This is a genomic window from Psychrobacillus sp. FJAT-21963, from assembly GCF_001420585.1.
In the GTDB taxonomy this organism is placed as follows: Bacteria; Bacillota; Bacilli; order Bacillales_A; family Planococcaceae; genus Psychrobacillus.
In genome coordinates this window covers 105525-119242 of record NZ_LJIY01000016.1, presented here as the reverse complement: position 1 = coordinate 119242, position 13718 = coordinate 105525, and the positions used below count along the sequence as shown (strand labels likewise).

General features: G+C 36.4%; 14 protein-coding genes. 7 read left to right on the top strand and 7 right to left on the bottom strand.

Annotated features, from left to right (window positions below; all coding sequences use genetic code 11):
* Window positions 1–134 precede the first annotated feature (134 nt).
* Window positions 135–917, top strand: a complete 783-nt coding sequence (locus AN959_RS19625; RefSeq protein ID WP_253278950.1) for an SDR family oxidoreductase — start codon at window positions 135–137, stop codon at window positions 915–917.
* A gap of 20 nt (window positions 918–937) precedes the next feature.
* Here AN959_RS19625 and AN959_RS19620 read toward each other — a convergent pair whose 3' ends face one another.
* Together AN959_RS19620 and AN959_RS19615 are read right to left on the bottom strand one after the other, a co-directional pair.
* Complete coding sequence (locus tag AN959_RS19620) at window positions 938–1660, bottom strand: class I SAM-dependent methyltransferase (RefSeq protein WP_056833255.1); 723 nt, start codon at window positions 1658–1660, stop codon at window positions 938–940.
* 18 nt (window positions 1661–1678) lie between these two features.
* A complete protein-coding gene (locus AN959_RS19615; RefSeq protein ID WP_053592012.1) occupies window positions 1679–2854 on the bottom strand; it encodes an MFS transporter in 1176 nt (391 codons plus the stop codon).
* Window positions 2855–3281: 427 nt separating this feature from the next.
* Between AN959_RS19615 and AN959_RS19610 the strand changes: the two genes are divergently transcribed.
* The 4 genes from AN959_RS19610 (at window position 3282) to AN959_RS19595 (ending at window position 7771) form a co-directional block, all read left to right on the top strand.
* Window positions 3282–3467, top strand: a complete 186-nt coding sequence (locus tag AN959_RS19610; RefSeq protein WP_053592011.1) for an SE1561 family protein — start codon at window positions 3282–3284, stop codon at window positions 3465–3467.
* Window positions 3468–3792: 325 nt separating this feature from the next.
* Window positions 3793–5322, top strand: a complete 1530-nt coding sequence (locus tag AN959_RS19605) for a fumarate hydratase (RefSeq protein WP_053592010.1) — start codon at window positions 3793–3795, stop codon at window positions 5320–5322.
* Between the two features lie 144 nt (window positions 5323–5466).
* Window positions 5467–7395 (top strand): heavy metal translocating P-type ATPase, encoded by a 1929-nt coding sequence (locus AN959_RS19600; protein WP_056833253.1) that lies wholly within the window; start codon window positions 5467–5469, stop codon window positions 7393–7395.
* A 190-nt stretch (window positions 7396–7585) separates the two neighbouring features.
* Complete coding sequence (locus AN959_RS19595) at window positions 7586–7771, top strand: hypothetical protein (protein WP_056833251.1); 186 nt, start codon at window positions 7586–7588, stop codon at window positions 7769–7771.
* Between the two features lie 123 nt (window positions 7772–7894).
* Here the strand turns inward: AN959_RS19595 and AN959_RS19590 are convergent, their stop codons facing one another.
* The 3 genes from AN959_RS19590 to AN959_RS19580 all read right to left on the bottom strand — a co-directional run bounded on the left by AN959_RS19590 (window position 7895) and on the right by AN959_RS19580 (window position 9808).
* On the bottom strand, window positions 7895–8332 hold the full coding sequence (locus AN959_RS19590) for a heme-binding protein (RefSeq protein ID WP_082461115.1): 438 nt from the start codon (window positions 8330–8332) through the stop codon (window positions 7895–7897).
* A 115-nt stretch (window positions 8333–8447) separates the two neighbouring features.
* Window positions 8448–9398, bottom strand: coding sequence for a YihY/virulence factor BrkB family protein (locus AN959_RS19585; RefSeq protein WP_082461113.1), 951 nt, complete (start codon window positions 9396–9398; stop codon window positions 8448–8450).
* A 26-nt stretch (window positions 9399–9424) separates the two neighbouring features.
* Complete coding sequence (locus tag AN959_RS19580; RefSeq protein ID WP_053592007.1) at window positions 9425–9808, bottom strand: hypothetical protein; 384 nt, start codon at window positions 9806–9808, stop codon at window positions 9425–9427.
* A 187-nt stretch (window positions 9809–9995) separates the two neighbouring features.
* Here AN959_RS19580 and AN959_RS19575 point away from each other — a divergent pair, with 187 nt between their 5' ends.
* Both AN959_RS19575 and AN959_RS19570 read left to right on the top strand, forming a co-directional pair.
* Window positions 9996–11363, top strand: coding sequence for a sodium:alanine symporter family protein (locus AN959_RS19575; RefSeq protein ID WP_056833249.1), 1368 nt, complete (start codon window positions 9996–9998; stop codon window positions 11361–11363).
* A gap of 62 nt (window positions 11364–11425) precedes the next feature.
* A complete protein-coding gene (locus AN959_RS19570) occupies window positions 11426–11647 on the top strand; it encodes a DUF1128 domain-containing protein (protein ID WP_053592005.1) in 222 nt (73 codons plus the stop codon).
* A gap of 44 nt (window positions 11648–11691) precedes the next feature.
* On the opposite strand, the gene AN959_RS19565 is transcribed toward AN959_RS19570, so the two are convergent.
* Both AN959_RS19565 and AN959_RS19560 read right to left on the bottom strand, forming a co-directional pair.
* Window positions 11692–12603, bottom strand: coding sequence for a pseudouridine-5'-phosphate glycosidase (locus tag AN959_RS19565; RefSeq protein ID WP_056833247.1), 912 nt, complete (start codon window positions 12601–12603; stop codon window positions 11692–11694).
* Entirely contained in the window at window positions 12600–13700 is a 1101-nt protein-coding gene (locus AN959_RS19560; RefSeq protein WP_056833245.1) for a PfkB family carbohydrate kinase, read from the bottom strand. Before AN959_RS19560 ends, AN959_RS19565 begins: the two co-directional genes overlap by 4 nt.
* Between the last annotated feature and the right edge of the window lie 18 nt (window positions 13701–13718).

The following is a 13718-nucleotide window of genomic DNA, read 5'->3' as shown; positions in this document are numbered from 1 at the left end:
CGTTTCTAAGAGTACTTTTATATCATACGTTTTAAATTGAAAATTAGTTTCATTTTTCTCAAAATTTTCCTTTTTCAAATCATACTCTTTGAATTAGCATAGGTTTTATAGCTAAAATGGAGTATATAAAAGAAATGGGTGATGATATGTTCCAAGGAAAAGTATGTGTCATAACGGGCGGAGCCAAGGGGATTGGCAGATGTCTTGTAGAAGAGTTTTCAAAGCTTGGATGCTCTATTGCTTTTATTGATAAAGACGAAACCGCAGGTCAGAAAGTGCTTACCAACTTATCTGGCAATCATTTATTTATAGCTGGGGATTTAGCTAAAAAAGAAGATATTGAGAAGTTTGCCAATCAAGTTATTCAAAAATATGGCTCAATTGATTTCTTGCTTAATAATGCGTGTTTTAGCAATAATGGAATTATAAGCGATTGCAGTTATGAGGATTTTACTGAAGTATTAAATGTAGGAATAACAGCGCCTTATATGTTGACGAAGCTATTTCTGACTCATTTTAGCAATCATGCTGCTATCGTCAATATGTCGTCCACTCGAGCATTTATGTCCCAGGCGGACACGGAGAGCTATAGTTCCGCAAAAGGAGGTATATCAGCACTAACTCATGCTCTTTCAATTAGCTTAGCAGGAAAGGTACGTGTGAACGCAATCAGCCCTGGATGGATTGAAACTAGTGCATATCATGAATCAAATGAAATCTATAATGCTTCTGATGAAGATTTACTTCAACATCCATCTCATCGAATAGGAAATCCACTTGATATAGCAAGAGCGGCTATTTTCTTATGCGATCCCAAAAACGATTTTATCAACGGAGAAAATATTACAATTGATGGCGGTATGTCCAAGCTAATGATTTATAATGGAGATGGCGGTTGGAACTACAATAAACAATGAAAAAGGAAACACTTGGTGATTTAATCCCGAGTGTTTCCTTTTTTAATCGCTTTTACAATCATAAAATGTGGATTTTTCATTAGACGTTCATATTTTTCAGGTTCATTCATTTTAAATTCTTCTGTAGGTTGGGGTTCAATTATCTGCTCAATAAAAAAATGCACAAGTGTATCATTTAGTATCATCTGCAGTGGACGACGGTAGAACGGAACTTCAATCATTTTCCCTTCTCTTTCCCATTGATCGATAATGAATTCATTTGAAAAATAATCTCCATTCTCGGATAATTTAAAATCCATAAAGGGATGGTGGACGGAAAATAACAGTTTTCCACCGGGATTTAATATTCTCTGAAACTCCTTAAAAGTGCTGCTCCAGTCCTTTATATAATGAAGCACTAAAGAGCTAATAATCCAATCAAATGTTTCATCTTCAAAAGGAAGCTTTTCTCCCAAGTCTATACAAAAAACACTTGCAGCTTCCCCAACTCTTCTTTTAGTAGCCTCTACCATTTTAGGACTAATATCGGTGGCGGTTACAACTGCTCCTAAATGGATCAATTGTTTTGTATACCACCCAGCCGCACATCCTGCATCCAGAACTTTATTATTTCTTAAATCGGATGGCAAAAGGTTCATCATCGCAGGTCGTTCATATTGCGTGTTGAATGGACTATTAGTATCCACGTTATGTTCATAATCATCCGCAAGCTGATTGTAGGTTTCTTTCACTCTATTATTCATATTTCACCTCACACTCCTTCAAACAAAACTTTTCTTTTGAGGATTCGATACAAAGATAATAAACGATAAAATGCCAAGTAGTAAGGCAACTAATACTAAAAAGCTAATACCTTCAAATAGCTGAATAAAAAGACCGCCTAAAAAGGGACCAGAGAGACTTCCAAGACTAAAGAAAATACCACAAATTAAATTACCTGTAGGAAGCAGTTCTTTCGGTGTTAAGTCAGCCATATAAGAAATCCCCAATGAGAATGTCGACCCTACAAACATTCCAGCTATAAAAAATAATATGGCTATTATCATGGTAGAAGTTTCAAAAAGACTGGCAATTCCAAATGTAATTGCGCCAAGGCCAAGCATTATGATTAACACTTTTCGTCTTCCTATTTTGTCACTTAATACGCCAAGTGGCAGTTGAGAGACAACTCCTCCAATAGAAAATGCTGCTAGTATGTACGACAAGCTTGTAACTTCTATAGCATTTCGAAGTGCATAAACCGGATAAATGGCGTTTAAAGAAGATTCCAAGAATCCATAACAAAACGGAGGAATAAATGCTACCCAAGCAACTGCGAACGCTGCTCCAAATCGTTTCCATGTTCCTGTGTGAGCTGATGAGCTAGTATGAATTTCTGGTTTTTCATTTTTAACAAAAAAGACTAGCAACCAGGCTCCTAAACAGAGAAGACTAGATACGATAAACGGCAGCCCTTCAAAGATTTCTACAAGTTGGACAAACAAAGGTCCTACTGCAAAACCCACACCAAATGAAAGACCGTATATCGCTATATTTCTTCCTAATCGATGTTGTGGGGAGAAGCTAGTAATCCAAGTCTGTGTGGAGAAATGAAGGGCATGATCTCCAATCCCTATCAACAATCGCAATACAAACCAAAATGCAACACTCTTCCATAACGGAAAAAGCATTAGTGAGACAATTACGAGTAGCCCACCTATAACAATAATGGGCTTGTACCCAAACTTACGAAGTGGAGGCTCGATAAATGGAGATATTAATAATGTACCTATATAAAGACCTGTTGCACTTAATCCATTTAAAGTCGCACTTACCCCGTCTTGCTCAAATATTACGGAGATGAGTGGCAATAACATCCCTTGTGAAAAACCTGATATAGATACAATCGTGACAAGTATCCAAAATCTCTTACGTTCAACTGCTGTAAATTGCTGCATATGCTACCTCTTTTTATATATTCTAAGTTGTTCTAAACAGTAGTGTAGCAGACAAATCGATCACATTATATATATTTTTCTTAAAAATTGGGTAAGCTATCGAAAGCTGACATCAACAAAAGACCCAGTCGATATCTACGTGAGATCTGACTGAGCCTTTTACATATAACTATTATTCACTTGTATATTCATAACTGCATTTGCGGCGTCTATGCCGGTGAAATGTCTGAACCCCCTCCTTCTCTCGATTGAATGGTTTTCGACTATTCACTACGGCCTCCCTTCTATGTATGCCTTAAAGAAACTTTAACACATAACGATAAAAGAGTAAATATTCTAAATACAATAATTATTAAAATAACTCTTTGGACCTATCTTTTATACCTATTTTCATTTATTCTTAAATCATAAAGTGAGGTGTTATTCTGTGGGTAAACAAATTTCAAATCCAGAACAACAAGTATCTTATTTAAAAGATCGTCTGCAAATGTTTTTAGAGGTATTAGATTCAATTGAACCTGAAACGACTGAACTGGAAGATATAGATCGACTTATTCAAATGATGGATGACTTAGAGTTGAAAATGGAACAATTTAAAAGTTCAAACGATTAAAACGCATGTCAAAGAAGTTCGGAATGCATCACATTGCGAACGCTCAGATTGTCGACAAAAGGTATCGAGAGGCCTCCTCACGATACCTTTTGTCAATTTAAAGAACCAGATTAGTAAATCGTCCGCAAACTGATCAACACTCATTCAGCGGGCGGGGCAGAGCCGCTTCCTTCCCTACGCTCCAATCAATCTATTGGATAATTACATATGAAGATACGTTAAGGCTCTACATAAAACTTACATGAATCCTCTCTTTTTTTCGAAGTGATTAAATAGTATACTTGTAATGTTTAAGATACATATACATAGAAGGAGCGTTTGTCCCATGCAATTGGAGCAATTAGAAAAAAGTATTTATGACTTAGTAACCGAAACATCGACAAATTTACCAAAAGACGTCCGTCGAGCAATTAAAAAAGCGAAAGCAGCTGAAAATGCTGGTACACGAGCGGCGATGAGTTTAGACACCATTACAAATAATATTCAGATGGCGGATGACAACGTATCCCCTATTTGCCAAGATACTGGGTTACCTACATTCAAAATTAAAACACCTGTTGGAGTTAACCAACTAGAAATTAAAGCAGCGATTAAGCGTGCTATCGTGAGCGCTACTAAAGATGCAAAGCTTCGTCCTAACTCCGTTGATTCATTAACAGGGAAAAACAGCGGCGACAACCTTGGCGAAGGTGTACCAGTAATGAAATTTGAGCAATGGGAAAAAGATTATATTGAAATGAAGCTAATCCTAAAAGGTGGCGGCTGTGAAAACAAAAACATTCAGTATAGCCTTCCTACAGAACTAGAAGGCTTGGGCCGAGCTGGACGTGATTTAGACGGAATTCGTAAATGTATTTTACATTCTGTTTATCAAGCACAAGGGCAAGGATGTTCTGCAGGCTTTATTGGAGTAGGCATTGGTGGAGATCGTTCCTCAGGTTATGACCTTGCAAAAGAACAATTATTCCGTCATGTAGAAGATACAAATCCTAATCCAGATCTAGCAAAATTAGAAGAGTATATTGTTGAAAAAGCAAATACATTGGGTATAGGAACTATGGGATTCGGTGGAGAAGCTACTCTGCTAGGCTGTAAAATTGGTGTGATGCACCGTATTCCAGCAAGCTTCTATGTATCTGTTGCTTACAACTGTTGGGCATACCGTCGAATGGCAATTAACATTCACCCAACTACAGGTGAAATCATAGATTGGCATTACCAAGATGGAGAGAAAATTGAATTTAAGGAAGAAGCTACTGAAGAAGCCCCTAAAAAAGTGGTGGAACTTCAGGCTCCAATTTCGGAAGAACAAATACGCTCCCTACAAGTAGGAGATGTTGTATCAATCACTGGTCGTATGTATACAGGTCGTGACGCAATCCATCATCACTTAATGAGTCATGATGCTCCAGTAGATTTAAACGGACAGATCATTTATCACTGTGGTCCAGTAATGCAGAAAGACGATGAAGGTAATTGGCATGTACGTGCTGCGGGACCAACTACTTCTATTCGAGAAGAACCATACCAAGGCGATATTATGAAAAAATTTGGTATTCGTGCGGTAATTGGTAAAGGTGGTATGGGACCTAAAACACTTGCTGCACTATCCGAACATGGTGGAGTATATTTAAATGCGATTGGCGGAGCAGCTCAATACTATGCAGACTGTATTAAAGGCGTCGAAGGCGTTGACCTAATGGAATTCGGCATTCCGGAAGCAATGTGGCATTTACGAGTGGAAAACTTCACAGCTGTCGTAACAATGGACTCACACGGCAATAGTTTACATGCGGATGTAGATAAGTCTTCGTTAGAAAAACTATCTGCATACAAAGAACCTGTATTCAACTAAACGTATCGATTGACATTAAATAACTTCTAAATTATAATAATTATAAAGTAGTAATGAATATAAAATGGATTTCCAACTGGGAATCCATTTTCGTCATTTTATAAGCTTATTAATAGTGAAATTCATTATCAAGGAGGTATTTACATGTCTACTATAAAGGAAACAAATGAGAATCCATCATTTTTAAAATCCCTATTTCCCCATATGGAGCTAATTGCCGCTCTCTTCTCTGGAGTATTAATTCTCGGTGCTTGGTTGCTAAGTAATGCTGGCCAAGAGACAGCTTCTATCGTATTTTATTTGTTAGCATTTGTCATTGGAGGCTTCGCTAAAGCAAAAGAAGGAATAGAAGCAACCATTGAAGATAAAGAATTGAATGTGGAAATGCTGATGATTTTAGCAGCGATTGGTTCTGCTATTATTGGTTATTGGACGGAAGGTGCTATATTAATTTTTATCTTTGCTGTTAGTGGTGCACTTGAAACCTATACAATGAACAAAAGTAAAAAAGAAATTTCTTCCCTCATGAAATTACAACCGGAAGAAGCCTGGAAACTAAACAGTGATGGCTCTACAATCCGTGTCTCCGTAAACGAACTTGTAGTCGGAGATCAATTGGTTGTCAAACCTGGAGAAAGAATACCTGCAGACGGAATCATTGTAAATGGTTTTACTGCAGTAGATGAAGCTGCAATTAGCGGTGAGTCTATTCCTGTTTCCAAAAAAACAAATGATGAACTATATGCGGGTACCGTGAATATTAGTGGCGCTATTACTATGGAGATGACAAAAGCAAATGAGGATTCACTTTTCCAAAAGATTATCCAACTTGTTCAATCTGCCCAAGATGAAAAATCTCCCGCACAACAATTTATTGAGAAATTTGAAGGTACTTATGTAAAATTCGTATTGCTTGGCGTGGCAGTTATGATGTTTCTTCCACATTACTTGCTTGGTTGGGACTGGACGACCACATTGTATAGAGCGATGGTTTTATTGGTAGTAGCATCACCTTGTGCTCTTGTAGCTTCTATTATGCCTGCAACACTTGCAGCTATTTCAAATGGAGCCAAAAGTGGGATATTATTTAAAGGTGGAGTCCACTTAGAAAATGTCAGTGAAATGAAAGCAATTGCTTTAGATAAAACAGGTACATTAACGCAGGGCAAACCAGTTGTAACAGACTTTTTTGTTCGAGAAGATTTAGATCGGATAGCAACTCTAACATTACTGGCAACTATTGAAACGCAGTCGAATCACCCACTTGCACAAGCAATAACTTCCTATGCCAAATCAGAAGGAATTGGTCAACTTCCCCTTATTCATATTGAGGATAAACCTGGATTTGGGTTAGAAGCAACTATTGACGGTCAAACAATCATTGTGGGAAAACCTGAATTTGTGAACAAAAAGGATGCATTTGCTTTCCAAAATGGTATCGCAGCTACATTAGCTGATGAAGGAAAGACTGTCATCTTCATGCGAGATCAACAAGGAATTGCAGCTGCTGCCGCTTTGAAAGATACAGTACGGGAAGAAGCAAAAGAAGCCATAAAGTTACTTCAGTCACTAGGAATAAAAACAGTGATGCTAACAGGAGACAATGAAAAAACAGCGAAAGTGATTGCTAAAGAAGCAGGAATCGATCAATATATCGCTGAATGTCTACCTGAAACGAAAGTAGAACATATGAAAGCATTATTGAAAGAGTACAAATTCGTTGGAATGGTTGGGGATGGCATTAATGATGCTCCAGCACTAGCGACTGCAACAACTGGATTTGCTATGGGTGAAGGAACAGATGTAGCACTTGAAACTGCTGATGTAGTGTTAATGAAAAATGACTTATCGAAAATCGCATATGCAGTTAAAATGTCTCGAAAAATGCAAAGAATTGTAAAACAAAACATCGTCTTTTCTATTTCGGTTATAGGCGTTTTAATTATCTCAAACTTTCTACAAGCAGTTGATCTTCCACTTGGAGTTATCGGTCATGAAGGAAGCACTATTCTAGTAATCTTAAATGGTTTAAGAATGTTAAATAGAAACATTAAAAAAAACACTCCTAAATAATCGTAGAACTCAAAAAGGACTTCTTATAGTCCTTTTGATTTGTTCTTGAACAAAAGCCTCCGTAGTCGAACAAGGGAGTTATTGTCTTCACTCAAAACGGTATTGTATTCGAATTACCCTCGTGAATCGCAATTGGTTCAACTTACCTTTCCCTTGTACATATAATGTACTAAAGAGGAGGCGAAATAGAATGGATCGATTAATTCTTTTAATGTTAGCTAGTATATTAGCTGGTTTTGCATTGTTAAAGGTTCCCTTAGAAGGTACTTTCTTAGCAGGTTTAGAGCAAATAATTAACTTAATAGGTATTTTAGCAATTATTATTTTCTCTCTTTTCCTAATTTTTAAAGGTTTAATGGCACTGCTGGGGAAATAAAAAAGTTGCACCACCTATTGCTTGGCCAAACAGACAGCAAACAATAACAAAAATGTAAAGAGACTATGTATAGTGGGTATACCATTGTACATAGCCTCTTTACATTCCTATATTAAGACAAAATTATTGATCATTTGTATTTGTTCGAGTAAATGTCATGCTTTCAAATAAACGAACTGCTGCAGTTGCTACTTCAATGTCTTGTGCGCTTGTTGCTCCACTTACTCCTATACCCCCAACTATTCTTTTATTGTATATAAGCGGAATTCCTCCACCCAATATGACAATTCTCCCTTGGTTTGTTGTATTAATTCCAAAGGATGGCCCTCCAGGAAGTGCTGCACTAACGAGATTAGCTGTTGGTACTTGCAAAGCAACACTGGTCCAAGCTTTATTAACTGCTATATCGATCCCGGCGATTTTAGCATTATCCATTCGATGGAAGGCTATCAAATTTCCTCCTTCGTCAACAATTGCTATATCCTCTGTAATGCCCATCGCCATTGCTTGTTTTTCTGCAGCTTCTAATAGTGCTTTTGCAGTTCTAAGAGAGATAATCAATAATTGTGCCCCTTTTTACTTTTTCTTTATTTTATGAACAAAATGATTTTCCGTTACGAAAGTTAATATATTTTTATGTATAAAGAAGTTCTTGAAAAATAAAAAAACAGAAGGGCTAATGCTGCCCCTCTGCTTCTTTTTGTTCCAGTGCAATTTTTCTCTCTTGCATCACCGCATTCACTTGCCCACCTACAAGGAGCATTATTCCGGAAATATATAGCCAAAGCATCATAACGATGATTCCCCCAATGCTTCCATACGTAGAAGAATAATTTCCGAAGTTACTAACATAATAGGAGAATGCTAACGAAACAACGATCCATCCAAAAGTTGCAAAGGCTGCTCCTGGAAAAACGCTTCTTAAAAATAATTTTTTATTTGGTACAATCCAGTAAAGAGCAGCTAATATTAAAAACATAATAATCGGACTTATTGTCCATCTAATATTATTCCATAGCTTTATAAAACTCTCTTCAAAACCGAAATAAGAAAATAGAATAGTTCCGATTTGCTGACCAAAAACTGGTAGAACAAGTGCAATAACCAATAAAAATATTAAAAGTAATGTGAAGACAATCGATAAACCTCTCACAATAAAAAAAGGTCTCGTTTCATCTAGATTATAAGATCTATTTAATGACTTAACAATTGCATTCATCCCATTGGATGCTGACCAAATAGTACCTATAATCCCGAAGGATAATAGTCCTCCATTTCGGTATTGCAAAACATCCGAAACTGTATCTTCAATTAGAATATAAACATCTTCTGGAGCATAGTTTTCTAGAAAGCGAAAAACTTGTGCCTCGTCCAAATTTAAATATGGCAATAAGGTAACTAGAAAGATAATCATTGGAAATAATGATAATAAGAAAAAATAAGCTAGCTGAGCAGCAAGACCAGTAATATCTGTTTCCTGAATATGTTTAATCAGATGCTTCACGTATCCTGACCATGTAGTTAAGTCTTGCTTCTCACTTTTTTTCTCTTCTTTCTTTTCATACCATTTAGTGGAGGACGAAGTGTTTGTTTCAGATACTTCTTTATTTAAATGATTATGTTCCACCTCATCCCCACCTTTCTTATGATTTATTACTTTTTTTCTTCATAAATACTTGTATATTCCGGTTCCGGGACAACAATTGATTTGTACTCGTCTTTTGATTGTGAAAATGCATCTTTCGTGTCAGTCAGTAAAGTTTTCACTTGAGGAGTCATTTCTTTTACCTCGTTTACTTTTTGAGATAAATACTTAGCATCCGAAGAAAATTGATCATAAAATGCCTTCCATTTTGTCACTTGGGATTCAATGTTAGTTTTTAATTCTTCACGGTTTTTACTGTAGTATACAATTTCATTTCTAATATATCTTGATTTGTTCATAACAGAATCTCGAGTCTTTCTATCCATCATTGTTATTGCACCACCAAGTAGTGCACCATACATAATTCCTTTAAATAATTTATTTTCACTCATATTCTTACCTCCATTTTTCGCTATATCTGTATTCAATTATACCCTTGTCATAATAGAATAAAACAAATTAATTGAAAAATAGTCTTGACTATATCTCTGAATTTTAAGAACATTGGTAATAAGTAAAAAACAATATAGAAAGGGAGCAAGACTTGGAAAGTAAAATTATAATGGGGGTTAATAATCGATGGAGAAGTTAAATGAGTTTTTAGGAAGTGTATCATCTTTTTTATGGGGCATACCGCTCTTAATCTTAATCGTAGGGACAGGCATTTATTTAACAATTCGAGTAGGATTTTTACAAGTTAGGCTTTTACCTGTAGCTTTGAAACTAGTATTCTCTAAAAAGCATGATAAGTCAGCGGAAGGAGATATTTCACAATTTCAAGCACTTACAACTGCGCTTGCTGCAACTGTAGGGACAGGGAATATTGTCGGAGTTGCTACAGCTGTAGTTCTCGGTGGACCTGGTGCAATTTTTTGGATGTGGTTCTCTGCATTTTTTGGTATGGTTACGAAATATAGTGAAGCCATATTAGCGGTAAGATATCGTGTAAAAGATGCAAACGGTCAAATGGCTGGTGGTCCGATGTATTACTTAGAACACGGACTAAAACAAAAATGGCTGGCAGTTTTATTTGCAATCTTTGGTGCGATTGCAGCATTCGGTATTGGAAATGGAACACAATCTAACTCCGTTGCCGGAATTGTAGATTCAACATTTGGTATAGATACATGGATTACTGGAATTATACTTACTGTATTTACTGCACTTGTTATCCTTGGTGGGATTAAATCTATTGGTAATGTTACTGCGGTATTCGTACCAGTTATGGCATTATTCTATTTATTAGCCGGTTTAATAGTTATGGTTACAAATATCACTGCTATACCAGAAGCATTCGCTACTATCTTTAGAATGGCATTCTCTGGTGAAGCTGCTGCTGGTGGAGCAATTGGTGCCGCTATTCGTTACGGTATTGCTCGTGGTGTATTCTCAAATGAGGCTGGTTTAGGTTCTGCTCCTATTGCTGCTGCTGCTGCAAAAACAGATTTACCAGGACGACAAGCACTAGTTTCTATGACTCAAGTATTTTTAGATACTTTCTTAATTTGTTCCATTACTGGAGTTACGATTGTATTGTCAGGACTTTACCAGGATCCAAATCTTGCAGCAAATGAATTGACTTCTGCTGCTTTCGGACATTTCTTAGGTGACTGGGGACCAATTGTTGTAGCAATCGGATTAGTTTTCTTTGCTTCCTCTACTATTTTTGGTTGGGCTTATTATGGAGAAAAATGTTTCCAGTACTTATTTAAAAGTCCTTCATCATTAATTGTTTACCGTATTGCATTCGTAATAATGGTATTTATTGGTTCAGTTGTTTCTCTAGATTTAATCTGGACTTTCTCTGATATAACCAATGCATTGATGGCAATTCCGAACTTAATAGGATTACTTGGTCTATCTGGGGTAGTTATATATGAAACAAAACGGATTCAAGATAAATTAAAAGAAGAAAAACTAGCGCAGAAATCTGCGAAATCTATTTAGTAATTGACAATCGTTGCGTAGCGTGAAATGATACTTAATGTATGAAAGGTAGGTACAAAAAAATGAATTTATCTGAGCCTTCGGTTGAAAATGTTACGTATATGATTGAAACAATAAAAGAAAAGCTTCGCATGGTAAACGTTGATGCAATGAAATCAGAACATTTTAATGCTAGCCAATATGAAGATTTAGTTTACCTATACGAAATGGTTAGTAAAAGAGACTCTTTCTCTCCAAGTGAAATGCAAGCTATTGCTGCTGAATTAGGTAATTTAAGAAAATAAAATAAAGAATCCTTCACCCATATTAAGGTGAAGGATTCTTTATTTTAAAGATTATTCAATTCAACTGCGATCTTCGCTCCAACTTTTGCATTGTTATAAACAAGTGCAATATTCGACTCTAAGCTTTTACCTTCTGTTAATTCTTTTACTTTTCCAAGTAAGAATGGTGTTACGTCTTTCCCTTTAATACCATTTTCTTCTGCTTCTGTTAAAGCTTTTTCAATGATATTGGTAATATACGCTTCGTCCAAAGAATCTGCTGCTGGGATTGGATTCGCAATGATTGCTCCTCCATTTAACCCTAATTCCCATTTCACTTTTAGCATTTCTGCTACTTCCTTCGGCTCATCCAAACGGAAGTTTGAATTGAATGCACTTGTTGCGGAATAAAATGCTGGAAACTTGTCCGTTTGGTAACCCACTACAGGAACCCCTTTAGTCTCTAAATATTCAAGTGTTAGTCCAATATCCAAAATAGATTTTGCTCCTGCACATACAACCGCAACATTCGTAGAAGCTAGTTCTTCCAAATCCGCAGAAATGTCCATTGTTGTTTCAGCACCTCTGTGCACTCCACCAATGCCACCAGTAACAAACATTTTAATACCCGCTAGCTCAGCACAGATCATTGTTGTAGCAACAGTTGTCGCTCCGATTTCTCCCGAAGCTACCACGTAAGGAAGATCTCTTCGTGATGTTTTTCGTGCATTGCTACTAGTACCTAAAGTTTCTAATTCCGCATCGGATAGTCCGATTTTAATTTTACCTTCCATTATTGCAATTGTGGCAGGAACTGCACCATTATCACGAATAATCTGTTCTACAGTTCTAGCCATTTCAACGTTTTGTGGGTAAGGCATACCATGTGAAATAATAGTTGATTCTAAAGCAACAATAGCTTTGCCTGCTGCCATTCCTTCTTCTACTTCTTTTGAAAATGTTAAAAATTCTCTCATGATAAATATTCCTCCAATTCATTATTTAAAATTACATTTGAAAGCTCTGTTCGAACTGTTTCAGGAGATTGTAATGTTTTACTTGCATTGACCATTCCTGCATTCAATGCTGACTCCATTGTTAATCCTTCCAACCAAGCATGAATCGTACCAGAAACAAAAGCATCTCCAGCGCCAGTGACGTCAACAACTTCGCTCACTTCTATCGCGGGTACGATTATCCCATCGTTAGAACTACTAGCATACATAACTCCTTTGTTACCTTGAGTGATAACAACATGTTTAATACCCTTCTGCACAAAAATTTGAGCAGCTTGTTTCCATGTCTCTTGATCAGTTATCTCCATTTGTAAATAGGCTTCCGACTCATCCTTATTCAGAATAAGTAATTCTATTCCTTCTAATTCATCTGGCATTCTCTCCATTTTAGGAGATGAGACCGGAATAATGGCTAAAGGAATATTCTTGCCAATCGATAACGTTCGTAAATATTCAATGACTTCCTTTGGACAATTCATATCTACAATTATTAATTGAGCGTTTGTGAGATAAGCTTCTTGTCTTTTTATATATTCTACGGATAGCTCATCATATATTTCCATATTGGCTAATGCTAATAGCATTTCACCTTCATTATCTAATATGGCTGAATACGTTCCAGTTGAATAGTTGGCAAGTTTCTCTACTGAAAATAGGTTCATCCAATGACTAGATGCTTTTTCAATAATTTGATATTCCATATCATTGCCGACTACAGATAATAATCGAACACTATGCCCAAGTCTACCTATGTTTTCAGCGATATTTCTTGCTACGCCTCCAACACTTTGCATGCTTATTGTCGGATTAGAAGTCCCCATCTGTAATTTACTTTTTACTATATATTTTCGGTCTACATTAGCACCTCCAATACAAATAACCTCTTTGTTTTCAGGAATAATATATGCTCTCCCTGTGATTTTCCCATTTTTAATTAATTGAGAAATCGTATTTGCTACTGCAGGTCTAGACATCTGGAGATTATCAGCTATTTCTTGTTGTGATGCGTAAGGATTATTTTTAAGGTACTGAAAAACTTGAAGTTCCTTCTGTTGCATGTTTCAACCCTCCTCCAA

Excerpts from the sequence above, each read along its gene's own strand:
- AN959_RS19580 (WP_053592007.1), bottom strand. The coding sequence starts at position 9,808 with ATGAGTGAAAATAAATTATTTAAAGGAATTATGTATGGTGCACTACTT.
- AN959_RS19605 (WP_053592010.1), top strand. The coding sequence starts at position 3,793 with ATGCAATTGGAGCAATTAGAAAAAAGTATTTATGACTTAGTAACCGAA.
- AN959_RS19600 (WP_056833253.1), top strand. The coding sequence starts at position 5,467 with ATGTCTACTATAAAGGAAACAAATGAGAATCCATCATTTTTAAAATCC.
- AN959_RS19625 (WP_253278950.1), top strand. The coding sequence starts at position 135 with ATGGGTGATGATATGTTCCAAGGAAAAGTATGTGTCATAACGGGCGGA.
- AN959_RS19560 (WP_056833245.1), bottom strand. The coding sequence starts at position 13,700 with ATGCAACAGAAGGAACTTCAAGTTTTTCAGTACCTTAAAAATAATCCT.
- AN959_RS19565 (WP_056833247.1), bottom strand. The coding sequence starts at position 12,603 with ATGAGAGAATTTTTAACATTTTCAAAAGAAGTAGAAGAAGGAATGGCA.
- AN959_RS19620 (WP_056833255.1), bottom strand. The coding sequence starts at position 1,660 with ATGAATAATAGAGTGAAAGAAACCTACAATCAGCTTGCGGATGATTAT.
- AN959_RS19570 (WP_053592005.1), top strand. The coding sequence starts at position 11,426 with ATGAATTTATCTGAGCCTTCGGTTGAAAATGTTACGTATATGATTGAA.
- AN959_RS19615 (WP_053592012.1), bottom strand. The coding sequence starts at position 2,854 with ATGCAGCAATTTACAGCAGTTGAACGTAAGAGATTTTGGATACTTGTC.
- AN959_RS19575 (WP_056833249.1), top strand. The coding sequence starts at position 9,996 with ATGGAGAAGTTAAATGAGTTTTTAGGAAGTGTATCATCTTTTTTATGG.
- AN959_RS19595 (WP_056833251.1), top strand. The coding sequence starts at position 7,586 with ATGGATCGATTAATTCTTTTAATGTTAGCTAGTATATTAGCTGGTTTT.